Here is a 22,184-nt window from a genome sequence, read left to right as displayed (position 1 = left end):
AGAGCCACCTTGAGCCGCCTTGAGCCACCTTGCGCTGGCTCGACCTGTCCGGGGCCAGTCCCGGGCATCAGGCCTTGCTGCCGGCCTTTTCCTGTTCCATCAGCCGCAACACCCGCCGCTGGATCTTGCCGGTCGTCGTCATCGGCAACTGGTCGATGAATTCGATCGCCTTCGGATACTCGTACGGTGCCAGTTGCCCGCGCACGTGCTGTTGCAGTTCGGCCACCAGCGCGGCATCGCGGTCGTTCGACCGCGTCACTGACGCTGTCAGCACGATGAATGCCTTGACGATGGCGCCCCGCTCGGGGTCCGGCGATGGCACCACGGCGCAGTTGGATACCGCCGGGTGCTTGAGCAGGCAGTTCTCGATCTCGCTCGGCCCAATCCGGTAGCCGGACGACTTGAACACGTCATCGGCGCGACCCTGGTACCACAGGTAGCCGTCCGCATCCATGCGCGCCAGGTCGCCGGTGCGGCACCAGCGCAGCCCGTCGGATTCCGTGTACTTGTCTGCGGTCGCCGCGTCGTTCTTCCAGTAGCCAAGGAAGAACACCGGATCCGGATGGCCGTGGATGTCGGTGGCGCAGACCGCTACCTCACCGTCCTCGCCCGGCGGGCACTGCCTGCCGTCATCGTCGATCACCGCCACGCGGTGGCCGGGGTAGGGGCGTCCCATCGATCCCGGTCGCGCAGGCCATCCAAGCCGGCTGTCGTCGTACTGCGCGGTGCAGTTGCCGACGATGTAGTTGATTTCCGTCTGGCCAAACATCTCGTTGACGATCACGCCCAGCGCGTCACGGCACCAGCTGAACACGGTTTCGCCCACGGCTTCGCCCGCGCTCATGATCGCGCGCAGCCTGAGGTCGTAGCGTGCGGCGGGATCCGGGCACGCCTTCATCATCTGCTTGAGCGCGGTCGGGAACAGGAACGTGTTGGTGATCTCGTAGCGCTCCAGCAACTCGAACGCGCGCTCGGCGGAAAAGCGGCCCTGGTAGCCGAGGATGGGTTTGCCGAAATACAGCGCCGGCATCAGCGCGTCCCACAGGCCGCCGGTCCACGCCCAGTCGGCCGGGCTCCAGAACACGTCGTGATCCTGCGGATACCAGTTCTGCGAACACACGAAGCCGGTCAGGTTGCCGATCAACGCGCGGTGCGGAATCAGCGCACCCTTGGGTGGGCCCGTGGTGCCGCTGGTGTAGATCAGCACCGCGCCCTCGTCGGCCTTGGTCTGTTCGGCCGTGAAGGTGGGCAACTGGGCGGCCAGCAGGGCGTCGAAGTCCAGGTCCGCGCGGCCCGCGGCATCCCCGGCGCCGATGATCGTCTGCAGCGTCGGGCAGTCGGGGCGGGCGGCCAGCAGGTTGTCGATCGACGTTTCATCGGCAATCGCCACGCGTGTTTCGCTGTGGTCGATGCGGTAGGAGAGCGCTTCCGGCCCGAACAGCATCGACAGCGGCATCGCCACGGCGCCAAGCTGGTAGACCGCCATGCCGGCGATCACGGTTTCGATGCGCTGTGGCATGACGATGGCCACGCGGTCCCCTCGCTGCACGCCAAGTTCGCGCAAAGCGCGTGACAGGCGGTTGGCCTCGGCCTGGATATGCGCGTAGGAGTAGGACGCGCGGCGCCCGTTCTCATGCTCCGTATAGACCGCGATGCGGTCCATGGTCGCCGGGTCGCGCGCCCAGCGGCCGCAGCACACCTCGGCCAGGTTGAACCATTCGGGCACGTTCCAGCGGAACGAATCATGCAGCGCGCGATAGTCGTCGCGCCGGGTTGCCGGCAAGGCGGTCATCCAGTTGTCTCCGATGTTTTGCATCGTCCTGCCTGCCACGTGGCTATAATGCCCAGCAAGCGAACGATCGTTCTATTTTTATCTCCAGGCTGCCGCGCGGCCGTTGACCCGGTGCCCATGCGCGTGCCAGAAGACCTGAGCAAATGGGGGAAAGACCATGACCATCGCGGAAACCTCGCGTTCGGAATTTATCACGCTGCGCGGACTGCGCACGCATGTCCGTCACTGGGGCACGCCCGGCGCCCCGAAGTTGTTCATGCTGCATGGCTGGATGGACGTGGCGGCATCGTTCCAGTTCCTGGTCGATGCGTGCGAGCGGGACTGGCATGTGATTGCGATGGACTGGCGCGGCTTTGGCGAGACTGACTACCCGACGCGCTATCCGGGGACCGGGTCCTACTGGTTCCCCGACTACGTGGCCGACCTCGAGGCGCTGCTCGACCACTACCAGCCCGAGGGGCAGGTGGACCTGGTAGGCCACAGCATGGGTGCCAACGTGGTCTGCGTCTACGCCGGCGTGCGCCCCGAGCGGGTGCGGCGCGTGGTTGATCTGGAAGGCTTCGGCATGACCCGCACGCGGCCAGACCAGGCGCCGGGACGGATGGTGCGCTGGCTGGACGAGCTGCGCGCACAGCCCGCCTTGCGCACCTATGACAGCGAGGCCGCCGTGGCCGCGCGGCTGCAGAAGACCAACCCGCGCCTGCCCGACGACCGCGCCGCCTTCCTGGCCGCGCACTGGTCGCGGCGGAATGCGCAAGGGCAGTGGGAGATCCTGGGCGATGCGGCGCACAAGCTGATCAACCCGATGCTCTACCGGATCGACGAAATCATGGAGATCTGGGCAAAGGTGAGCGCGCCCGTGTTGCATGTGGAGGCGCGTGATTCGGCGACCCTGAAGCACATCGCCCACAAGCAGAGCGTGGAGGAGTTCAAGGAGCGCTTCCGCGCGTTCCGGGACTTCCGCGAGGTGATCGTCGACGATGCGGGTCACATGCTCCATCACGACCAGCCGCAGGTCGTGGCACGGCTGATCGAGGACTTCCTGGCCTGAGATGGTGCCTCCGGGCGTGGATCGGAGGCGTCTTGAATATCCGCGGGACGACTACGACGCTACGCGTGCGTCAGCTTTTCCTTGAGCGCGGCGTTGTTGCTCGTGTGCACATGCACCAGCGCTTTTTCCGGGAACGCGTAGTGGTAGGCCTTGCGCAGGGCCAGCGCGGCCTCGTGGAAGCCGGAGAGGATCAGCTTCTGCTTGTTCGGATAGAACGCGATGTCGCCGGCGGCAAAGATGCCGCGGCGCGAGCTTTCGTAGGTGGTGGTGTCCACCAGGATGCGGCCGGCGCGCATGTCCATGTCCCATTGCGCAATCGGTCCCGGTTCGGAGACCAGGCCGTACAGCGCGATGAGTTCGTCCGCCGGCAGCGTCTGCTCGCCATCCCGGGTCTTGATGCCGGCCCCGGTCAGCGCGCCGCTGTCGTCGGTCTGCAGGCTGCCCAGCATGCCAATCACGAAATCCATCTCGCCGGCTTCCACTGCAGCGCGCATCGACGCCACCGAGTGATCCGCCGCGCGAAACCCGTCGCGCCGATGCAGCAGCGTGACGCGCGCGGCCACCTTGCGCAGCGCCAGCGCCCAGTCCAGCGCGGAGTCGCCGCCGCCGGCCACGATCACGCGTTTGCCGGCAAAGCGCGAGACATCGCGCACCGCATAGTGCAGGTGGCGGTCTTCCAGCGCGGCGGCCTCGGGCAGCGCCACGCGTTGCGGTGCGAAGGCGCCGGCGCCGGCGCAGATCAGCACGGCGGCGACATCGAAGCGCTTGCCGGCATCCGTGGTGACGAGCATGCGGGGATGGCCGTCGGCGTTTGCGGTCTCGCCGAGACCGTCGGCGCGCTGGCTGAAGTGCATCGGGAACGCAAACGGCGCGCACTGCTCGAGCAGGCGGTCCACCAGGTCCTGCGCCAGGCAGCCCGGCACGGCGGGAATATCGTAGATCGGCTTTTCGGGATACAGCTCGGTGCATTGGCCGCCGGCGCGGTCGAGCACGTCGATCAGTTCGCACTTCAGCCCCAGCACGCCTGCCTGGAATGCGGCAAACAGGCCAACCGGCCCGGCACCGACGATCAGCACATCGGTCTGGATGGTTTCGGGATGGGTGGCGGTGGCGGGCGTGGTCGACATGGCGGCAGGGTGCGGCGCGGCGGCGCACCGCAAGGGGGGAACGGAACAAGGCCCCATCATACCTTGCAGGGCGGCGCAATCCGGACGCGCCAGCGTTGCCGGGAGGGCTATCGCCGGGCCCGGCGAGGGCCGCTTTCTCTTCACTCCCGCGGCCCCGCGGGCTGACCGTCGGGAGTAGAATAAGGGCCATGAAAAACCCTCACGCCATCAACGCCGATCTGCACTGCCACTCCACCGTATCCGACGGGCTGCTGTCGCCGCGCGACGTCGCGGCCCGGGCGCACGCGGGCGGTGTGGCGTTCTGGGCGTTGACGGACCACGATGAAGTGGGCGGGCAGGCGGAAGCCCGCGCCGCCGCCGAGGCGATGGGCATGCGCTACGTGCCCGGCGTGGAAATCTCGGTGACGTGGGCCGGGCAGACGGTGCATATCGTTGGCCTGCAGATCGATCCGTTCCATCCGGAACTGGTCGATGGCCTGGCCAGGACGCGCGATGGGCGTGCCCGCCGCGCGCAGGACATCGGCGAGGCGCTGGCGCGCGTCGGCATCGAGGGTGCCTATGAGGGCGCGTTGCGCTACGTTGGCAATCCCGACCTGATTTCCCGCACGCACTTCGCCCGCTGGCTCGTCGACGAGGGCCGTTGCGGCACCATCGGCGATGTGTTCAGCGAATACCTGTCCGAGGGGCGTCCGGGATTCGTGCCGCACCGGTGGTCGAGACTCTCCGAGGCGGTCGGCTGGATCCGTGCCGCGGGCGGCATCGCCGTGATGGCGCACCCGGGCCGCTATAACTACACGGCGACCCAGCGCGACGCGCTGTTCGACGAATTCACGCAACTGGGCGGTGGTGCCGTGGAAGTCGTCACCGGCAGCCACACGCCCGACCAGTTCCGCCGCTATGCCGATGTGGCCCGGCACTATGGCCTGCTGGCATCGCGCGGGTCGGATTTCCATGGTCCCGGCGAAGGCCGGGTGGAAATCGGCACGCTGCCGCCGCTGCCATCGGACGTGACGCCGGTCTGGCACGACTGGTAAGTCCGGGCTTTCCCTTTACGATATCCGCGCCTCATGTCCCAGTACTTCGAGATCCATCCCGAAAATCCGCAGGCACGGCTCATCAAGCAGGCCTCGCAGATCGTCCGCCAGGGCGGTCTGATCGCGCTGCCCACGGATTCCAGCTATGCGCTGGCCTGCCCGCTGGACGATAAAACCGCCGTGGAACGCCTGCGCCGGCTGCGCGGCATCGACGACCGGCATCACCTCACCCTGATGTGCAGCGACCTGTCCGAGCTTGGCAACTTCGCGCGCGTGGACAACCGCCAGTACCGCTGGATCAAGGGCGCCACGCCGGGGCCATACGTCTTCATCCTGGAAGCGACCAAGGAAGTGCCGCGGCGTCTGTCGCACCCGGCACGCAAGACCATCGGTGTGCGGGTGCCGGACCACGCCATTCCGCTGGCGCTGCTGGCGGAACTGGGCCAGCCGCTGATTTCCGCCACGCTGCAGATGCCAGGCGACGAAGCGCCGATGAACGACCCGGCGGAGATCCGCGCCCGGCTGGAAAAGCAGCTCGACCTCGTGGTGTGTGGCGGTCCGGCCCCGGCGCAGCCGACGACCGTGATCGACCTGACCAGCGGGGAGCCGGAGCTGGTACGCGCCGGCCGTGGCGATGTGGAACGTTTTGGGCTGGAGGCCACGCTTTGACACAAACCGGACAGCCCGACGGCGCGGTTGCTCGGTAGAATAGGCCGCATGGATTCCTCCCTTATCCAGACCGTTGCGGTCTACGCCCTGCCTGTCCTGTTCGCCATTACGCTGCACGAAGCCGCGCACGGCTACGTGGCCAGGTTTTTCGGCGACAACACGGCCTACCTGCTGGGGCGAGTCAGCCTCAACCCGGTGCGCCACGTCGATCCGATCGGCACCATCGCCGTTCCGCTGCTGCTGTATTTCCTGACCGCCGGCCAGTTCGTCTTCGGCTTTGCCAAGCCGGTGCCCGTGGTGTTCAGCCACCTGCGCAACCCGCGCTGGCATGGTATGTGGGTGGCGCTGGCCGGCCCCGCCAGCAACCTCGTGCAGGCCTTTGTCTGGGCACTGGTGGCCATCGGGCTGGCCTGGGCGCGTGTGCAGGAGCCGTTCTGGGGCGAGATGGCCCGCGCCGGCGTGCTGGTCAACCTGGTGGTGGCCGCCTTCAACCTGTTCCCGATTCCGCCGCTCGACGGTGGACGGGTGCTGACGGCCTTCCTGCCGCAGCGGGTGGCCGCGGCCGTCGGCCGGATCGAGCCGTACGGCATTTTCGTCGTGCTGGCGCTGGTGGCTGCCGGCGTGATTACCAAGATCTGGATGCGTCCGGTTGTCAACGGCCTGTACGCCATCGTTGAACTGATGTTGCGGCCCATCCTGCTGGTGCTGCAGTGACCTCGCCCGCCGCGTGTGGCTCGACGCCCTGATTTCACTTTCCGCATGACCCTGATCCATCCGCCACTGGCCGCGCCATCGACCTGGATTACCCGCTGGGCCCACCTGATCCGTCCGGGTGGACGCGTGCTCGACCTCGCGTGCGGCAGCGGTCGCCATGCCGTCTGGCTGGCCGGGCAGGGATTCCAGGTGCTGGCCGTCGACCGTGATGCGGAGGCCGTGCGAGGGCTGCCAGCGGGGGTTGAAGGCCGGGTGGAGGACCTTGAGCAGGGCGCCTGGCCGCTGGCCGGTGTCGGGCGGTTCGACGCCATCGTGGTGACCAATTATTTGCACCGGCCCCTCTGGCCGCACTTGCTCGAGGCGCTGGCCCCCGGCGGCGTGCTGCTGTACGAGACTTTTTCATTTGGTAACGAAACCGTCGGCAAGCCGTCCCGGCCGGATTTTCTGCTCCGCCCGGGCGAGTTGCTCGACGTGGCGCACGGTGCGCTGCGGGTAGTGGGTTACGAGGACGGCACGCTGGAAGTGCCGAAAACGGCGTTCGTCCAGCGGATGTGCGCCGTGCGCGAGGAAACCGGCCCCGCCGGCGAGACCGCCCCGCCACGTTACCGGCTGCCCGGCCTGGGGTAGGTGCCATGCCCACCCGGCGGCGCAGACGGCCGTCAGCGGGGAGGGCGCTTCACACGTTGATAAATTAGACGTTTTCCCTCATCCCGGGGGTGTCCGGAGCGGCTGACGGTTCCGGTACAATCCCGTTTATTCGATTTTCCGAGTTCCCTGAGCTATGACACAGATTACCGGCAGCATCGTGGCCATCGTCACCCCGATGCATGAGGATGGCAGCCTGGATTATCCGGCCCTGCGCGCCCTCATCGACTGGCACGCGGCGGAAGGCACCGATGGCATCGTGATCGTCGGGACCACCGGCGAATCGCCGACCGTCAACGTGGATGAGCATTGCGAGCTCATCCGCGTGGCTGTCGAGCAATCCGCCAAGCGGATCCCGATCATCGCCGGCACCGGCGGCAATTCCACCCGCGAGGCGATCGAATTGACCGCCTTCGCCAAGAAGGTGGGCGCCGATGCGTCGCTGCAGGTCGTTCCGTACTACAACAAGCCGACCCAGGAAGGGATGTACCGCCATTTCCGCACCATCGCGGAAGCCGTGGACCTGCCCGTGCTGCTGTATAACGTCCCCGGCCGTACGGTCGCGGACATGAACAACGACACCATCCTGCGTCTGGCGCAAGTGCCGGGCATCGTCGGCGTCAAGGAAGCCACCGGCAATATCGACCGGGCTGCGCAACTGATCAAGGGCGCGCCGGAAGGCTTTGCCATCTACAGCGGCGACGACCCCACCGCTGTTGCGCTGATCCTGCTGGGCGGCCAGGGCAATATCTCGGTCACCGCGAACGTGGCTCCGCGCAAGATGCACGAGATGTGCGTCGCCGCGCTCAAGGGCGACGTCGTCACGGCCCGGCGCCTGCACATGGAGCTGATCGACCTGAACCGCGCCATGTTTGTCGAGGCGAACCCGATCCCGGTGAAGTGGGCGCTGCAACAGATGGGCAAGATGGAAGGCGGTATCCGCCTGCCGCTGACCCCGCTGGCGGAGTCGCAGTACGACACCGTGCGCCGCGCGCTTGCCGCCGCCGGCCTGCTTGCCTGATCTCCAACCTTTCCGGCTGAACCGCGGCAACTCGCCGACTTCTTGAAACCAGGATTACGTGTCAATGAAACAGAAGCTTAACCGTCGCGGCGCGACCCAAGTTCGCCGTGCCGCCGTGGTCGCGCCCGTGCTGGCCATGACCCTGATCGCCGGCTGCGGCAGCATCAACGAGGCCATGCAGCCGGACAAGATCGACTACAAGTCCCAGGGCAAGAAGACTGCTTCGCTGGATATTCCGCCGGACCTGACCAAGCTGGAAGGCGACCGCCGTTACACGGTGCCCGACGCCGCCGGCACGTCCACGCTGTCGAACTACAGCCAGGCCAACAAGACCCGCGAGGCCAGCCCCTCCGAAAACGTCCTGCCCTCTTCGCAGGGCATTCGCATGGAGCGCGATGGCAATCAACGCTGGCTCGTCATCGGCAACGGCATGCGTGCCGACCAGTTGTGGCAGTCGCTGCGCGGTTTCTGGCAGGAGTCCGGTTTCCTGCTGGTGCAGGACTCGCCCGAGACCGGCATCATGGAAACGGATTGGGCGGAAAACCGCGCCAAGATTCCGCAGGACATCATCCGCAATACGATCGGCAAGGTGTTCGATGGCCTGTACTCGACGTCCGAGCGTGACAAGTTCCGTACCCGTGTGGAACGTTCGCAGAACGGCCAGCTGGAGGTGTTCATCAGCCACCGTGGCGCTCAGGAACAACTGACGGGCATCGACAAGTCCAACACCGTCTGGACGCCGCGTCCGGCCGATCCCGAACTCGAAGCCGAATTCCTGTCGCGCCTGGCGCAGCGCCTTGGCGTGCAGAAGGATCAGGCCGACAAGATGGCCAAGAACCCGGCGCCGGCAGGCGTCGCCGCTGCCGACGCGCCGGCGGGCAATGCTCCCACGGGCATCGGTGCCGCCGCCGCGACCGGTGCGGCATCGTCGACCGACAGCAGCAAGTCGTTCCTGGCCCAGGTCAACGGCGCGCCGGCGCTGCAACTGCCGGAACCGTTCGACCGCGCGTGGCGTTCGGTCGGGCTGTCGCTCGATCGCGTCAACTTCACGGTGGAAGATCGCGACCGCGCCCAGGGCCTGTACTACGTCCGCTACGTTGATCCGCGTGCCAACGTGGACGACCGCGGTTTCTTCTCGAAGCTGTTCACCAAGCCCAACGACGGCAAGACCGCGAAGAAGTATCGCGTGGCGCTGAAGGGCAACGGCACGGGCACCACGGTGACCGTGCAGAATGATGCCGGCCAGCCGGACAACTCCGAGATCGGCAAGCGCATTCTTTCCCTGCTGGACGAGCAACTCCACTGATGCTTTTCCTTCGCAGTCAGAGGGTCCCGACGGCGCTGGCCGTCGGGGGCCACACCCAGCGAGCGCATCAATGATGCGCTTTGCTTTTTTGGGCAGCGGCAGCGAGGGCAATTCGTTGCTGATCGAGGCTGCCGACGGCACCACCGTCACCCGCGTATTGCTCGATTGCGGCTTCGGAATTCGCGAAACCGCACGACGGCTGGAGCGCCTCGGTGTCGCGCCTGACCAGCTCGACGCCGTGCTCGTCACGCATGAGCATGGCGACCATGTTGGTTCCGCCTACGCGTTCGCCGCGCGTCACAAGCTTCCTGTTCACACCAGTCATGGTACGTGGCTGGCGACGTCGCATATGCGTGGTGCCGATGCGGCCGATGTGCGGGTGTGTTGCGCCGACCATGCCTTCGAGATCGGCGGACTGCAGATCCGGCCATACACCGTGCCCCACGATGCACGCGAGCCGCTACAGTTCGTGCTGTCGGATGGCGACGCTGTGCTTGGCGTCCTGACTGATGCCGGTATGGAGACGCCATATGTCACGGCACGGCTGGCCGGCGTCCACGCGCTGGTGCTCGAGTGCAATCACGACCGGGAGATGCTGCGCAATTCGGCCTATCCGTATTCGTTGAAGCGTCGTATCGGGGGGGATTTCGGGCACTTGGCAAACGAGGTGGCGGCAAGCATCCTGTCGCAAGTGGCGCACACGCAGTTGACGCGTGTGGTGGCCGCGCATCTGAGTCGGCAGAACAACACACGTGAGCTGGCGGCTGGTGCGTTGGCAGCGGTGCTCGGTGCGACGCTCGACGACATTCTGATTGCAGACCAGGATGAAGGCCTGAACTGGCAGCGCGTACGCGGATAAATGACACGCGTATGTGGGTGCGCGAATTAGACTCGGATGATTCCGAGGGAGAGTGACGGCATCCGGTTCGTGCCCGAGAAAATCACCGGAAATAAAAAAGCCGACCCGAAGGTCGGCTTTTTTTATCGGACGAATCCGATTACTGCTTGGCAGCCGGAGCCGAAGCGTCAGCGGCCGGAGCCGAGGCGTCAGCAGCCGGAGCAGCGGCCGGAGCCGAAGCGTCAGCAGCCGGAGCAGCGGCGGGAGCCGAAGCGTCAGCGGCGGGGGCGGCAGCAGCCGGAGCGGCGGTGTCAGCGGCCGGAGCAGCGGCTTCTTCTTTCTTGCCGCAAGCGGCCAGGGCAACAGCAGCCAGCAGGGATGCGATCAGGAGAGACTTCTTCATTTGTTCGTCCTTTAACTTTTAATAACTGAAAAACAGGCGATGAATAATTACCGGTAATTATCGCTCTTGAACTGCAAATTTGAGGCTCTCCCGGGTGCCGACAATGCAGTGGTACACAGTACTAGCCAGCGGGCGATTATATCCGCGTTTTCCCGCCTTGTGTACAGTCGAAATTTACTGGTTCTCTTTGTTACGCATTATTACACGCGTACCGGTGCGATCTGCAGCCAGCCTTCAAGCGTCCAATCATGGAATGTCTCCATGAGGTCTGGCAATGATGCGCACGCGTTCACCTCCTCGGCCGTCAGATGTCGCGCATCGGCCAGACGACGCAGCCATTTCGCCAGCGGGGCAGGCGGCTCGTACGCTTCGCCATTGAGGAAGAAATGCGTGCGGTCGTAGAGCGCAATGGAACCCGGGGCAAGGACCACGCCATGTGCCTGGGCCAGCTTCGCATACTTGCGCAGCGGAATCTCTTCGACCTCCGCGAATTCGACAGATTGCTTGGGCTCGGACAGGTGTGTGCCGAGGAATTCCGAGACCATGCCGGCATTCCATTTCATGGCCTGCAGGCGGTCGGCCACGGCGCGCGCGAGCCCTGCGGGCACCTGTGCCGGGTGCGAGGTGGCGGCCTCGCCTGCGTCTGCGTAGCGGCCATCCAGTTCCTCGTTGCCTTCCACCGTTTCAGACAACCAGGCCAGAAAATGCCCCGCCAGTTCCCGGTACGCGGGAGCGCGGAAGCCGATGGAGGCAGTCATGCATTCGCCCTCGGCCACGCCGTCGTGCGCATATTGTGGCGGCAGATAGAGCATGTCGCCGGGCTCGAGTACCCACTCCTGTTCCGAGGTGAAATCGGACAGGATCTTCAGCGGCATGTCTGGAATCAGGTCGAGCTTCGTTTGTGACGAAATGCGCCAGCGACGCCGGCCCGATACTTGCAGCAGGAAAACGTCGTATGAGTCGAAGTGTGGGCCCACGCCGCCGCCGTCGGTGGCATAGCTGATCATCACATCGTCCAGCCGCGCGTCGGGGACGAAGCGGAACTGGCTCATCAGGTTCGCTGCGGCCTGGTTGTGCAGGTTCACGCCCTGGACCAACAGCGACCACTTGCCCGTCTTGCGTGACGGTAGGTTGTCTTCGGCGAACGGCCCGTGTTCGAGCTTCCAGCGGTTGCGAAAGTACGACACCAGCCGGGACTCGACGGCCTCGTGGTCGGCCAGTTCGAAAAGCGCTTCCCGCGACACTGGTGGCACGATTCCAGGCACTGCCTGTCGAATCAGCAAGGGTTTGCGGTGCCAGATGTCACGCATGAACGCCGCGGGCGTCGTGCCCCCGAGCAGCGTGAGCGGCGCGTCGGGATCAACAGGTCCCGCAGGCATAGCCTGCGCGTATAATGCGGAATCGCTCATGGAGTCAAGAATTGAAAATCGCTAAGAACACGGTGGTGTCCGTGATGTACAAGCTGTCGGACACGCAGGGCAACCTGATTGAAGAGTCGGACGAGCCCATGGTCTATTTGCACGGCGGGTATGATGGCACGTTCCCCAAAATCGAGGAAGCACTGGACGGCCACGACGCCGGCTTCGAGACGCAGCTGCAGCTGGAACCCGAAGAAGCGTTTGGCGACTATGACGCCGATCTCGTGAAGGTGGAGCCGCGTAACCGCTTTCCGGAGCCGCTGGAAGTCGGCATGCAGTTCGAGGGTGTGCCCGAGGACGGCGACGATGACGACTCCATCATCTACACGGTGACCGATGTGGCCGAGGACAAGGTGGTGCTCGATGGCAACCACCCGCTGGCAGGCATGGCGCTGCGCTTCTGGCTGAAGGTATCGGAAGTGCGTGAAGCGACGGCCGACGAGGTCGAGCACGGCCATGCGCATGGCGCATCGGGTGTGGAGGTCGTCGACGAAGATGAAGACGGCGACGAGGACAAGCCTCGCACGCTGCACTGACATCAATTTCTGAGCGATATGCGATACCACCCTCGCGGTGGGTCGCTACTGCGATGGGTCGTCGCAGACAAGAAAGCCGGCAAATGTCATCCGACAGCTTGCCGGCTTTTTTGTTGCCTGCGTCGGGCGCGTCGCTGTCGACTATCCTGGCCCGGCTTTTGGTCTGGCTCAGCCCCGGTTGCATTGCGACGCCATGTCAATTCGGCGTTCAGTTGTCCTTGGGACCGTTTTGCAGCCGTACCTGGAACACCGACTTCGTACCGGGCGACACCATCAGCTCCGTCCATTGCGACGGCGATCCTACTGGCAGCACCACGCGCGTGAAGTTGACCACGACTTTGCCGGCGGCGTCGCGCAGGGGCTTGTCCACGCTGAAGCTGCCATCCCCGGCATGGACCAGCAATACCTGCCCCGAGAACTTGCCTGTCAGGTCGCGTAGCTGACGCTTGAATTCGAGGTAGCCGTCGCGCGCGCCGCGCCGCACGAAGGCGTCGAACAGCGATGGCTTGCCACGCTTTTCCCAGCCATTGCCGAACTGCGGGTCGCCGTGCGCGACCAAGACCACGCCCGCCACACCATGCTGTGCCGCGACGGAGAACGCGCGGGCCAGCCACTGGCGATTGGCTTCGCGGCGATCCTCGAATTCGCCATTGCGACCGCCTTCCGTGCGGTAGTGGTTGTTGTCGCCTGGCAGGTTCAGGCCCACGAGCAGGACGTTGCCCTTCAACAGCCTGACATTCTCGCGATAGCTGCGGAACAGCGCCTGGTCCGACTGCCGGATGACGGGTAGCGTTTGCCGCCCAAGCGTGGCATCGACCGGGAAGAACAGTTCGCGCAACCGGTTGAGCCGTTCCACGGCATCGAACTGTCCGTTGACCGGTTTCTGGCATTCGGCCCAGTCGTTCTCGCCCGGCACGTAGATTACGGGCAGAGGCGCCTCGTCCAATACGCGCTGACGCGCGGCGAGCACGGCATCCCCGCAGGATTCGGTATCGCCCTTGATGCCGCCGGCGTGAACGACGAGGTCGATCTGGCGTGAGGCCATGGTCTCGAACAGCGTGGCCGTGTCCGCCTCGGCGGCGGGCCACTGCGGCACGTCTGCAATCAGCGCCACGCGCAGTGGCTCTACCGCGGGCGCAGGCGAGGGCGTGACCTTGCTCACACGAGCGGCGTGGGCCATCGTGGGCGCCACGATGGGCGCCGCGAGGAGGGCGCAGCATGAGGCGACGCAAGAGAGGAAGCCAGTCGCGACGATTGCCTTGGCCCGCCGTGACCAGCGAAGGGCTGTCATACCGTGCGCGTGGTCTCCGTCAAGGCCTTGAGCCGGTATAGCGCGTCCAGGGCGTCGCGCGGCGTCAGGCTGTCGGGGTCGATATCGGCCAGCGCCTCGAGCGTCGCGGCCTGGGCGGACGAGAAGGCAGGCGTCAGACCCGATGACATGCCACCCTCGTCATCCTCTTTATCGGGCGAGTTGGTCTGGGTAGACGGGGCGGCAAACAAGTCCATCTGCGGCGTGGGCGTGGCATCCGCCGACTGTTGCTCCAGCCAGGCCAGGTGCTTGCGCGCGGCGCGGATCACCGGCTGCGGCACGCCGGCCAGCTGCGCCACCTGCAGGCCATAGCTCTGGCTTGCCGGGCCGTCCTGCACCGCATGCAGGAACACGATGCCGTCGCCATGTTCGACTGCCGACAGGTGCACGTTGGCCGCCTGCGGGAATTCCTGCGGCAGTTGTGTCAGTTCGAAATAGTGGGTGGCGAACAGCGTGTGGCTGCGGTTGTGGGACAGCAGGTGCCGCGCGATCGCCCACGCCAGCGCGAGGCCGTCGAAGGTCGAGGTGCCACGGCCGATTTCATCCATCAGCACCAGGCTCGATGGCGTGGCGTGGTGCAGGATGCCGGCGGCTTCCGTCATCTCGACCATGAACGTGGAGCGTCCGCCTGCCAGGTCGTCGGCCGCGCCGATGCGGGTGAAAATGCGGTCCACGGGGCCGATCACGGCGCGGCGGGCCGGTACCCAGGCACCCACGCAGGCCAACAGCACGATCAGCGCGGTCTGGCGCATGAACGTCGACTTGCCGCCCATGTTCGGGCCGGTGATCAGCAACAGCTTGCGCGCTTCGGTGAGCTGGCAGTCGTTGGCGATGAAGGCCACCGACTCCGCCGCAAGCTGGCCTTCCACCACCGGGTGCCGGCCCTGCACGATGTCGATCACGTTTTCGCTGACGCGCTCGGGCTGCGTCCAGTCCAGCGTCTGGGCGCGTTCGGCCAGGGCCGCCAGCACGTCAAGCCGCGCCAGCGCGCCGGCCACGCGCTGCAGGCTGCCGATATGTGGCAGCAGTGCCTGGAGCAGGGCTTCGTAGAGCTGTTTCTCGCGCGCCAGCGCACGATCCTGCGCGGACAGCGCCTTGTCCTCGAAAGCCTTGAGTTCGGGCGTGATGTAGCGTTCCGCATTCTTCAGCGTCTGGCGGCGGCGATAGTCGTCGGGCACCTTGTCTGCCTGCCCGTTGGTGACCTCGATATAGAAACCGTGCACGCGGTTGTACTCGACGCGCAGATTGGCGATGCCCGTACGGGTGCGCTCGCGGGCCTCCAGGTCGATCAGGAACTGGCCGCAGTTCTCGGAAATGTCGCGCAGCTCGTCAAGATCCGCGTCATAGCCACGTGCGATCACGCCGCCATCGCGCAGCACGGTAGCCGGTTCCTCGGCCACGGCGCGCACCAGCAGGTCCAGACAATCCTCGGGAACCTCGAGTTCCTCCACGGTCTGGGCCAGTAGCGGCGCGTCGTCGCTCAGCGTGACATTGGCGTTGACGTCGGGCAACGCGCGCAAGGTGTCGCGCAGCGAGGACAGGTCGCGCGGGCGTGCCGACAGCAGCGCCAGCCGCGAGGTGATGCGCTCCACGTCAGACAGCCGGCGCAGCGTGGCCCGCAGCGCGTCCGGGCTTTGTGCGATCAGCACGCCGATGGCCTGCTGGCGTGCCTGCGGCAGCGCGGGGTCGCGCAGCGGGTGATGGAGCCAGTGACGCAGCGCGCGGCTACCCATTGCCGTGGCGCAGGTGTCGAGTAGCGAGAACAGCGTGGGCGATTCGCCGCCGCGCAGCGTTTCGGTCAGCTCCAGGTTGCGGCGCGTGGCCGAGTCGAGCCCGACGAACTCAGACTCGCGCTCCACCGTAACGCCCTGCACGTGCCGCAGGGACTGGCCCTGTGTGGCAGCGGCATAGTTCAGCAGCGCACCCGCTGCGCCGAGCGCCGCGCCCAGCCCCGCGCAGCCGAAGGGCTCCAGGCTGGCCACGCCGATCTGTTCGCGCAGGCGGCGCGTGCCGGCGTCCTGGTCGAAATGCCATTCCGGCAGTCGCGTGCGCGCGCAAGCCAGCGCGGGCAGGTCGATGCCGTCCGCATGCAGCAATTCGGCGGGACGGATCCGTTCGAGTTCACGGCTTAGCTGTGCGGCTTCGCATTCCATCAGCCGCAGTTCGCCGCTGGCCAGGTTGAGCCATGCGAGGCCGGTCTTGCTGACGCCGCGGCGCGTGGTCTGCTGGTGTACGGCCATCAGGAAGGTGTCGACCTTGTCTGGCAGCAGCGCGGCGTCGGTCAACGTGCCGGGCGTGACGATGCGTACGACCTTGCGCTCGACCGGCCCCTTGCTGGTTGCCGGATCGCCGATCTGTTCGCAGATCGCCACGGACTCGCCGAGCTTGACCAGCTTGGCGAGGTACTGGTCCACCGAATGAAACGGGATGCCGGCCATGCGGATCGGCACGCCACCCGACTGCCCGCGCGAGGTCAGCGTGATGTCGAGCAACCTTGCCGCTTTTTCCGCATCGTCGTGGAACAGTTCGTAGAAGTCACCCATCCGGTAGAACAACAGCGTGTCGGGGTGATCGGCCTTGATGCGAAGGTACTGCTGCATCATGGGCGTGTGCTTCTCCGGCGCGCCGCGCCGGGTATCGGAGCCCTTGGGCGCAGGTTGCGGCGCGTCCGTCACGTCATGGGCGGCCGGGGCTGCGCTGTCGTCATGGGTGGCGTCGGTGGGTTCGCCTTGGGTGGAAAGGGCTTCTACGGACATGCATTCCTCTCGGGCGGCCGCTGCCCGGGCCGCCGGTATATCGGTTGCCGCCAGCGGGGTGTGTCACCCCGCCGCGGCGCAAAGCGGCATTTTACTGCCAGCCCGGCCGTCCTCCTGCGCTACGGTCTCAATTTTCGCTCGGATACATCTCACCGAGGCACGTCGGGTACGGGTTCCGACTGTACGGCCCTTGGCCGGATCTCGTCCGGTGCCCGATTCTCAAAGTGAAGGCGCAGAAGCGACGAGATTTGTCAGTGCCCGGGTCCCGTGGCTGCAACTTTGTCAGCCGGGCCGCTGCCGAAGTGACGAATCGACCAAAAAATGTCACTTATTGGCACTTCCGTGCCGTTTTCGGGCTGGCACGCCATTTGGATAGGAGAGGGGGGAGCGCAGGAGAGCACCGGCCGGTGCGATACAACAAAACGGGGCGCCGATGACAACAAGACGGACGGAACTGCAGCGCGCGTTGCGCGCGGGCTTTACGCTGATCGAGGTGATGATCGTGGTGGCGATCATTGGCATCCTGGCGGCCCTGGCCATCCCGCAGTATCAGGACTACGTGGTCAAGTCGCAGATCTCGCGGGCGCTCTGGGAGGCCTCGGCGTACAAGATCCCGGTGGAAGAGCGCTTGCAGCATGGGGTGTTCCTGTTTCCGGATCCCGCGGGTACGCTGGGCTATATACAGTCCTCGCAGACCACCACGCCGAATACATTCGTGTTTGGCGCCGATGGGTCGGGCGCTATCGTTGTCCTGCTGAATGGCGACGTGCACCCCGCCGTCACCGGCACGCGGATCACGGTGGGGCGCCGGGCTACTGGCGACTGGACGTGCGCGGTACGAGGTGGCAGCGCCGATTTCAAGCCGTCGTTCCTGCCGCAGGGTTGCACGCTCGATACTGGCAGCTAAGACGCACAATGAACGGCGCGTGCAGGCGCGGAGCTGGTAGAAAGGGCTCTCGCCACTTGGCTCTCGCCAATGAAAACAGGCGCCCATGGCGCCTGTTTCGCGTGGCCGGCTGGCGGGTGTGCCAGCGATCCGATTATCAGATCCTGGTGGCCGGCTTGGTGTTGTCGAGCGAGTAGGGCGACAGCAGGCGCACCATCTGCGCGAAGGCCTTCGGGTTGCCCGCCAGCACTTCGCCTTGCTCCATCTGACGGGCCTCGCCCGCGTAGTTGCCGACCAGGCCACCGGCCTCGGTGATCAGCAGCATGCCGGCGGCCATGTCCCACGGCTTCAGGCCGCGTTCGAAGAACCCATCCAGGCGGCCGCAGGCTACATAGGCCAGGTCCAGCGCGGCGGCGCCCGGACGGCGCAGGCCTGCGCAGCTGCGCGTCATCAGCGCAAACATTTCCAGGTATTCCTCCACGCCCTCCAGGTCGCGGAACGGGAAGCCGGTGCCGATCAGGCAATCGGCCAGCTTGTCGCGGCGGGTCACGCGGATACGGCGGTTGTTCAGGAACGCGCCGGCGCCCTTGCTGGCGGTGAACAGTTCGTCACGGGTGGGGTCGTAGACCACGGCTTGCGCCGGCACGCCCTTGTGCAACTGGGCGATGGAAACCGCGTACTGTGGGAAACCGTGGATGAAATTGGTGGTGCCGTCGAGCGGGTCGATGACCCAGGTGTACTCGTGCTCGGCATCGTCCTCGGTCCAGGACTGGCCGGACTCTTCCGCTAGAATGGCGTGCTCGGGGTAGGCGGTGCGGATGATCTCGATGATCGCCGCTTCCGCTGCACGATCGACTTCGGTCACGAAATCGTTGTGTTGTTTGCGCGAAACGCGCACCAGATCGACGTCGATGGACGCGCGGTTGATGATGGAACCCGCCTTGCGGGCCGCCTTGACGGCGATATTGAGCATCGGATGCATGAATCTCTCCAGGCGGCAGGGCGGGGGCGGCGCGCGGCAATGATCGCCAGGCAATGGCGAATGCGCGCGGACAAGCCCCGATCCGGCCGGACAACACAACGAATTGTAGAAGAACGAGGGGCGTCGCCAAGTTGCCGCGCAAGGCACCGGATCAGGACCCGGGCATGCGCGCTGGCAGCAAGAAGCGCCGCGCCAACAAATTTGAAGGCTGCATTGTATAGGAACCCGGCCCACCGCACGAGTCGGCGGCAACAATCACCGCAGATGGAGTGCTTCACATGATCGACAAGTTCACCGGCCCCACAGACCAGGCCATGCCTGCCAGTTCATCCGCCCCAAAAAGTGATGCATCTATCATTTTTTCGCGTGTGCGTGTGGTGCTGGTGGAAACCAGTCACCCGGGCAATGTCGGCTCGGTCGCCCGGGCGATGAAGACCATGGGCTTTGGTGACGCACCGGGCAGCCTGGTGCTGGTATCGCCGCGCGAGCCCGACGTGCGCAACCATCCCGAAGCGGTGGCGATGGCCAGCGGTGCCGACGACGTACTGGCGGGCGCACGGATCGTCCATGACATCGAGTCCGCGCTGGCCGGCACGGCCTTCACCGTGGCGATGACGGCGCGTCCGCGCGAATTCGGTCCGCCCCGGCTGATGCCGCGCGTGGCCGTGGCGCAAGTCCGGGCGGTGCTTGCCGCTGGCGCCGATAACGTCATCGCCTTCGTTTTCGGCAACGAGCGCTACGGCCTGCCGAACGACGTCGTCGAGCGGTGCTCGGCCGTCACGCATATTCCGGCCAATCCCGCTTATGCGTCCCTGAACCTTGCGCAGGCCGTGCAACTGATCGCCTATGAGATGCGGCTGACCTTGCTCGACGAGCTGGAGGCCGCAGGGGCGCCGGCGGACGGGCTGGGGAATATCGGCTATTCTGGTGAGCCCGCCACGGCGGAGCAGATCGAGTCGATGTTCGGTCATCTGCAGGCCGGGCTGGCGGCCATCGGCTTCCTGGATCCGGCCAATCCGCGCAAGCTGATGTCGCGCCTGCGACGCCTGTTTGCGCGCAGCGGCCTGGAGCGCGAAGAGGTCAATATCCTGCGAGGCATCGCCCGGCGCATGATGCTGGCGGGCGATGGTGGGAAACACGCAGGCGACGCAGATTTGCCGGACCCGGGTGACGACACGACGGCCCCGGCTCGGCCTGGCGAGAAAAGTAAAAAGGATCGGTGACACCGTGGCAATTTTCGCGGCGCATGGCACGCAAGGCAGGTTCGCATTCCCGGCAGTCTCCCTGCCGGCGAAGGCGCTGGCCCGCGCGTGTGCGCCGGCACGATGTTGAAGCCGGATCAACAACAAAGTCCCTGACGGCATCAGGGGCCGGCGGCAGACGCCTGAATCTCTTACACTCCCTGCTCCCGCACGATCCGGCCGTCCCCCAGCCGTACCTCCGGCCAATGACCGCACCGGCGACCGTTCACACGCATGCGCGCCCCGCGCAGCGGTGTGCGGCGCACGGCCCGGCAACACGACACGACAAAGATGTTCACTCGCCTGAAGGAAGATATCGACACGATCATGCTGCGCGACCCTGCCGCGCACAGTCGTCTGGAAGTCCTGACCTGCTATCCCGGCCTGCACGCCATGGTGTTCCACCGCGTGGCCCATGCGTGCTGGCGCGGCGGCCTTCGCTGGCTGGGGCGCTGGATCTCGCACTGGTCGCGTTTCCTGACCGGCATCGAGATCCACCCGGCAGTCAGGATGGGCCGCCGCGTGTTCATCGATCACGGCATGGGCGTGGTGATCGGCGAGACTGCCGAGATCGGCGACGACTGCACGATCTACCAGGGCGTCACGCTCGGCGGCACGTCGCTCTACAAGGGGCAGAAACGGCATCCGACGCTGGGCGCGGGGGTGGTGGTCAGCGCCGGCGCCAAGGTGCTGGGCGGCTTCGTCGTGGGCGATGGCGCGCGCGTGGGCTCCAATGCCGTCGTGCTCAAGCCGGTACCGCCTGGTGCGACCGCGGTCGGCATCCCGGCGCGCATCATCATGCCCGATGCGCCGACGCAGCAGCAGGGTGCGAAGCAGGAATTCTCGGCCTACGGCATCACGCCGAATGCGGATGATCCGGTGTCGCTGGCGCTCAAGAGCCTGATCGACAACGCGGCCAAACAGCATGACCGCATCGAGGCCGTGCTGGCCGCACTCGACCGGCTCGGCGAGCATCTCGAGAACACGCCAAACGACCGCTTCGACGCGAGCGAGCTACGGAAGCTGATGAAGTAAGGGACTGGCAGGCTGGCCGGCGCATCGTCAGTCTGCCGTCAGTCGGTCTGCGGCAGGACGGTGAAGCCGTCCGCGTCGAGCTGCAGCGCCGCGGCACGCGGATGGCGGCCGTCGAGGTCCCAGTCGGTCAGCACCCAGCGCACACGGTCGTCGTGCTCGTGGCGGGCAGGGCGGTGGGTGTGTCCATGGACGAGTGCGGTGGCGTTGCTGGCCTCCAGCAGGGCGGATACGGCCGATGGCGTGGCATCGCCATAGGTGGGTGGCATGGCGTCGGCATTTGCCAGCTGGCGGGCGCGGCCGGCCTCGCTGTCCGCGCGCAGGCGGCGCGCCACGGCCAGCCGGGACGACAGCGGCAGCATCAGGAACAGTCGTTGCACCCAGCCCCTGCGCGTCCAGCGCCGGAACCGCATGTAGCGTTCATCGTCGGTGCACAGCATGTCGCCATGGCTCAGCACCACGCGCAGGCCGGCACATTCAATCACGGTGGGGTCGGGCAGCAGCGTCGCGCCCGCGGCGGCGGCAAATCGCCGGCCGAGCAGGAAGTCGCGATTGCCGTGCATCAGGTACACCGGCACGCCTGCTTCAGCCAGCTGGCGAAGTGCGGCGGCCACACCGGCGGCGAATGGCGAGGCGGTTTCCTCGTCACCCACCCAGAACTCGAAAAAGTCCCCCAGGATGAACAGCGCGCGCGCGTCTTGCGCGGCACGGTCCAGCACGCGCCGGAACGCGGCCAGCGTGCGTGGCATGCCGGGCGTGAGGTGGAGGTCGGAAATGAACCACGCCGGCGCCTGCACCGGGATCGGTGCGGCCGCCGGCGTGCGGGCGGATGCGGTCATGCGGGTCGAAGGTGTCTGGTCACGACGAAAGGCATGCCGCAAACGGGGAAACAGGCGCGGGCGAGGCTTACTCGACCACCACGGCCTTCTGGATCACCACGTCTTCCAGCGGCACGTCCTGGTGGAAGCCCGAGCTGCCGGTGCGCACGGCCTTGATCTGGTCGACCACATCGGTGCCTTCCACGACCTTGCCGAACACGGCATAGCCAAAGCCTTGCGGTGTGGGCGAGCTGAAGTTCAGGAAGTCGTTGTCCACCACGTTGATGAAGAACTGGGCCGTGGCCGAGTGCGGCGCGTTGGTGCGGGCCATCGCCACGGTGTAGCGGTCGTTCTTCAGGCCGTTGCCGGCTTCGTTCTCGATCGGCGCATCGGTGTCCTTCTGCTTCATGCCCGGCTCGAAGCCGCCGCCCTGGACCATGAAGTTCTTGATCACGCGGTGGAAGATCGTGTTGTCGTAGTGGCCCTTGCGCACGTACGACAGGAAGTTCTCGACGGACTTCGGCGCCTTTTCGGCGTCGAGTTCGATGGTGATGACACCCTGGGTGGTGTGGAGTTGTACCTTGCTCATGGCTTACCTCTGTTCGG

The 22,184-nt window shown here is 65.9% G+C and carries 21 protein-coding genes; 12 read left to right on the top strand and 9 right to left on the bottom strand.

Translation table 11 applies throughout. From position 1 onward, the window contains the following. Positions 1 to 67 precede the first annotated feature (67 nt). Positions 68 to 1,792, bottom strand: a complete 1,725-nt coding sequence (locus tag BLR29_RS19460; protein WP_092138681.1) for an acyl-CoA synthetase — start codon at positions 1,790 to 1,792, stop codon at positions 68 to 70. A 157-nt stretch (positions 1,793 to 1,949) separates the two neighbouring features. On the opposite strand from BLR29_RS19460, the gene BLR29_RS19455 reads away from it, so the two are divergent. Beyond that, the gene (locus tag BLR29_RS19455; RefSeq protein WP_092138680.1) at positions 1,950 to 2,843 is read left to right on the top strand and encodes an alpha/beta fold hydrolase; all 894 of its coding nucleotides are present in this window, start codon (positions 1,950 to 1,952) and stop codon (positions 2,841 to 2,843) included. Between the two features lie 59 nt (positions 2,844 to 2,902). Here the strand turns inward: BLR29_RS19455 and BLR29_RS19450 are convergent, their stop codons facing one another. Next, positions 2,903 to 3,970: an NAD(P)/FAD-dependent oxidoreductase gene (locus tag BLR29_RS19450; RefSeq protein ID WP_092138679.1), complete on the bottom strand. Its 1,068-nt coding sequence runs from the start codon at positions 3,968 to 3,970 to the stop codon at positions 2,903 to 2,905. 188 nt (positions 3,971 to 4,158) lie between these two features. Here BLR29_RS19450 and BLR29_RS19445 point away from each other — a divergent pair, with 188 nt between their 5' ends. The 7 genes from BLR29_RS19445 (at position 4,159) to BLR29_RS19415 (ending at position 10,218) form a co-directional block, all read left to right on the top strand. After that, positions 4,159 to 5,004, top strand: a complete 846-nt coding sequence (locus tag BLR29_RS19445; RefSeq protein WP_092138678.1) for a 3',5'-nucleoside bisphosphate phosphatase — start codon at positions 4,159 to 4,161, stop codon at positions 5,002 to 5,004. A gap of 33 nt (positions 5,005 to 5,037) precedes the next feature. Beyond that, on the top strand, positions 5,038 to 5,673 hold the full coding sequence (locus tag BLR29_RS19440) for an L-threonylcarbamoyladenylate synthase (RefSeq protein WP_092138677.1): 636 nt from the start codon (positions 5,038 to 5,040) through the stop codon (positions 5,671 to 5,673). A gap of 48 nt (positions 5,674 to 5,721) precedes the next feature. Further along, positions 5,722 to 6,387: a site-2 protease family protein gene (locus BLR29_RS19435; RefSeq protein WP_092138676.1), complete on the top strand. Its 666-nt coding sequence runs from the start codon at positions 5,722 to 5,724 to the stop codon at positions 6,385 to 6,387. Between the two features lie 45 nt (positions 6,388 to 6,432). Next, complete coding sequence (locus BLR29_RS19430) at positions 6,433 to 7,014, top strand: class I SAM-dependent methyltransferase (RefSeq protein WP_092138675.1); 582 nt, start codon at positions 6,433 to 6,435, stop codon at positions 7,012 to 7,014. A gap of 154 nt (positions 7,015 to 7,168) precedes the next feature. Continuing rightward, positions 7,169 to 8,053, top strand: a complete 885-nt coding sequence (gene dapA, locus BLR29_RS19425; protein ID WP_092138674.1) for a 4-hydroxy-tetrahydrodipicolinate synthase — start codon at positions 7,169 to 7,171, stop codon at positions 8,051 to 8,053. A gap of 64 nt (positions 8,054 to 8,117) precedes the next feature. Beyond that, positions 8,118 to 9,359, top strand: coding sequence for an outer membrane protein assembly factor BamC (bamC, locus tag BLR29_RS19420; RefSeq protein WP_092138673.1), 1,242 nt, complete (start codon positions 8,118 to 8,120; stop codon positions 9,357 to 9,359). 70 nt (positions 9,360 to 9,429) lie between these two features. Next, positions 9,430 to 10,218 (top strand): MBL fold metallo-hydrolase, encoded by a 789-nt coding sequence (locus BLR29_RS19415; RefSeq protein WP_092138672.1) that lies wholly within the window; start codon positions 9,430 to 9,432, stop codon positions 10,216 to 10,218. A gap of 139 nt (positions 10,219 to 10,357) precedes the next feature. On the opposite strand, the gene BLR29_RS19410 is transcribed toward BLR29_RS19415, so the two are convergent. Further along, the gene (locus BLR29_RS19410) at positions 10,358 to 10,600 is read right to left on the bottom strand and encodes a hypothetical protein (protein WP_092138671.1); all 243 of its coding nucleotides are present in this window, start codon (positions 10,598 to 10,600) and stop codon (positions 10,358 to 10,360) included. A 200-nt stretch (positions 10,601 to 10,800) separates the two neighbouring features. After that, on the bottom strand, positions 10,801 to 12,009 hold the full coding sequence (locus BLR29_RS19405) for a ribosomal protein uL16 3-hydroxylase (protein WP_092138670.1): 1,209 nt from the start codon (positions 12,007 to 12,009) through the stop codon (positions 10,801 to 10,803). A gap of 11 nt (positions 12,010 to 12,020) precedes the next feature. Between BLR29_RS19405 and BLR29_RS19400 the strand changes: the two genes are divergently transcribed. Beyond that, positions 12,021 to 12,554, top strand: a complete 534-nt coding sequence (locus BLR29_RS19400; protein WP_092138669.1) for an FKBP-type peptidyl-prolyl cis-trans isomerase — start codon at positions 12,021 to 12,023, stop codon at positions 12,552 to 12,554. A gap of 208 nt (positions 12,555 to 12,762) precedes the next feature. Here BLR29_RS19400 and BLR29_RS19395 read toward each other — a convergent pair whose 3' ends face one another. Both BLR29_RS19395 and mutS read right to left on the bottom strand, forming a co-directional pair. Continuing rightward, positions 12,763 to 13,734, bottom strand: coding sequence for a hypothetical protein (locus BLR29_RS19395; protein ID WP_369804660.1), 972 nt, complete (start codon positions 13,732 to 13,734; stop codon positions 12,763 to 12,765). 107 nt (positions 13,735 to 13,841) lie between these two features. Next, positions 13,842 to 16,466 (bottom strand): DNA mismatch repair protein MutS, encoded by a 2,625-nt coding sequence (gene mutS / locus BLR29_RS19390; protein WP_092139134.1) that lies wholly within the window; start codon positions 16,464 to 16,466, stop codon positions 13,842 to 13,844. 586 nt (positions 16,467 to 17,052) lie between these two features. On the opposite strand from mutS, the gene BLR29_RS19385 reads away from it, so the two are divergent. Continuing rightward, positions 17,053 to 17,526, top strand: a complete 474-nt coding sequence (locus tag BLR29_RS19385) for a pilin (RefSeq protein ID WP_092138667.1) — start codon at positions 17,053 to 17,055, stop codon at positions 17,524 to 17,526. A gap of 136 nt (positions 17,527 to 17,662) precedes the next feature. Here the strand turns inward: BLR29_RS19385 and BLR29_RS19380 are convergent, their stop codons facing one another. Next, complete coding sequence (locus BLR29_RS19380) at positions 17,663 to 18,487, bottom strand: inositol monophosphatase family protein (protein ID WP_092138666.1); 825 nt, start codon at positions 18,485 to 18,487, stop codon at positions 17,663 to 17,665. A 278-nt stretch (positions 18,488 to 18,765) separates the two neighbouring features. On the opposite strand from BLR29_RS19380, the gene BLR29_RS19375 reads away from it, so the two are divergent. Both BLR29_RS19375 and cysE read left to right on the top strand, forming a co-directional pair. Then, a complete protein-coding gene (locus BLR29_RS19375; RefSeq protein ID WP_369804659.1) occupies positions 18,766 to 19,710 on the top strand; it encodes an RNA methyltransferase in 945 nt (314 codons plus the stop codon). Positions 19,711 to 20,019: 309 nt separating this feature from the next. Next, positions 20,020 to 20,763 carry a serine O-acetyltransferase gene (cysE, locus tag BLR29_RS19370; RefSeq protein ID WP_092139130.1) on the top strand — a complete coding sequence of 248 codons (744 nt, stop codon included), beginning with the start codon at positions 20,020 to 20,022 and terminating at the stop codon, positions 20,761 to 20,763. Between the two features lie 38 nt (positions 20,764 to 20,801). On the opposite strand, the gene BLR29_RS19365 is transcribed toward cysE, so the two are convergent. Together BLR29_RS19365 and BLR29_RS19360 are read right to left on the bottom strand one after the other, a co-directional pair. Then, on the bottom strand, positions 20,802 to 21,599 hold the full coding sequence (locus tag BLR29_RS19365; protein ID WP_092138665.1) for a UDP-2,3-diacylglucosamine diphosphatase: 798 nt from the start codon (positions 21,597 to 21,599) through the stop codon (positions 20,802 to 20,804). Between the two features lie 67 nt (positions 21,600 to 21,666). Beyond that, positions 21,667 to 22,167 carry a peptidylprolyl isomerase gene (locus tag BLR29_RS19360; RefSeq protein ID WP_092138664.1) on the bottom strand — a complete coding sequence of 167 codons (501 nt, stop codon included), beginning with the start codon at positions 22,165 to 22,167 and terminating at the stop codon, positions 21,667 to 21,669. Between the last annotated feature and the right edge of the window lie 17 nt (positions 22,168 to 22,184).

It is taken from the genome of Cupriavidus sp. YR651, from assembly GCF_900101625.1.
Taxonomy (GTDB): Bacteria; Pseudomonadota; Gammaproteobacteria; order Burkholderiales; family Burkholderiaceae; genus Cupriavidus.
The sequence above is the reverse complement of the archived record's forward strand: the minus strand, read 5'-3'. Positions and strand labels throughout refer to the sequence as shown.

Bases quoted from the DNA above. Each gene is read 5' to 3' on its own strand.
- BLR29_RS19430 (WP_092138675.1), top strand. From the start codon at position 6,433: ATGACCCTGATCCATCCGCCACTGGCCGCGCCATCGACCTGGATTACC.
- BLR29_RS19360 (WP_092138664.1), bottom strand. From the start codon at position 22,167: ATGAGCAAGGTACAACTCCACACCACCCAGGGTGTCATCACCATCGAA.
- BLR29_RS19445 (WP_092138678.1), top strand. From the start codon at position 4,159: ATGAAAAACCCTCACGCCATCAACGCCGATCTGCACTGCCACTCCACC.
- bamC (WP_092138673.1), top strand. From the start codon at position 8,118: ATGAAACAGAAGCTTAACCGTCGCGGCGCGACCCAAGTTCGCCGTGCC.
- BLR29_RS19415 (WP_092138672.1), top strand. From the start codon at position 9,430: ATGATGCGCTTTGCTTTTTTGGGCAGCGGCAGCGAGGGCAATTCGTTG.
- dapA (WP_092138674.1), top strand. From the start codon at position 7,169: ATGACACAGATTACCGGCAGCATCGTGGCCATCGTCACCCCGATGCAT.
- BLR29_RS19455 (WP_092138680.1), top strand. From the start codon at position 1,950: ATGACCATCGCGGAAACCTCGCGTTCGGAATTTATCACGCTGCGCGGA.
- BLR29_RS19395 (WP_369804660.1), bottom strand. From the start codon at position 13,734: ATGGCCCACGCCGCTCGTGTGAGCAAGGTCACGCCCTCGCCTGCGCCC.
- BLR29_RS19405 (WP_092138670.1), bottom strand. From the start codon at position 12,009: ATGAGCGATTCCGCATTATACGCGCAGGCTATGCCTGCGGGACCTGTT.
- cysE (WP_092139130.1), top strand. From the start codon at position 20,020: ATGTTCACTCGCCTGAAGGAAGATATCGACACGATCATGCTGCGCGAC.
- BLR29_RS19380 (WP_092138666.1), bottom strand. From the start codon at position 18,487: ATGCATCCGATGCTCAATATCGCCGTCAAGGCGGCCCGCAAGGCGGGT.
- BLR29_RS19375 (WP_369804659.1), top strand. From the start codon at position 18,766: ATGATCGACAAGTTCACCGGCCCCACAGACCAGGCCATGCCTGCCAGT.
- BLR29_RS19365 (WP_092138665.1), bottom strand. From the start codon at position 21,599: ATGACCGCATCCGCCCGCACGCCGGCGGCCGCACCGATCCCGGTGCAG.
- mutS (WP_092139134.1), bottom strand. From the start codon at position 16,466: ATGATGCAGCAGTACCTTCGCATCAAGGCCGATCACCCCGACACGCTG.
- BLR29_RS19460 (WP_092138681.1), bottom strand. From the start codon at position 1,792: ATGACCGCCTTGCCGGCAACCCGGCGCGACGACTATCGCGCGCTGCAT.
- BLR29_RS19440 (WP_092138677.1), top strand. From the start codon at position 5,038: ATGTCCCAGTACTTCGAGATCCATCCCGAAAATCCGCAGGCACGGCTC.
- BLR29_RS19385 (WP_092138667.1), top strand. From the start codon at position 17,053: ATGACAACAAGACGGACGGAACTGCAGCGCGCGTTGCGCGCGGGCTTT.
- BLR29_RS19410 (WP_092138671.1), bottom strand. From the start codon at position 10,600: ATGAAGAAGTCTCTCCTGATCGCATCCCTGCTGGCTGCTGTTGCCCTG.
- BLR29_RS19435 (WP_092138676.1), top strand. From the start codon at position 5,722: ATGGATTCCTCCCTTATCCAGACCGTTGCGGTCTACGCCCTGCCTGTC.
- BLR29_RS19450 (WP_092138679.1), bottom strand. From the start codon at position 3,970: ATGTCGACCACGCCCGCCACCGCCACCCATCCCGAAACCATCCAGACC.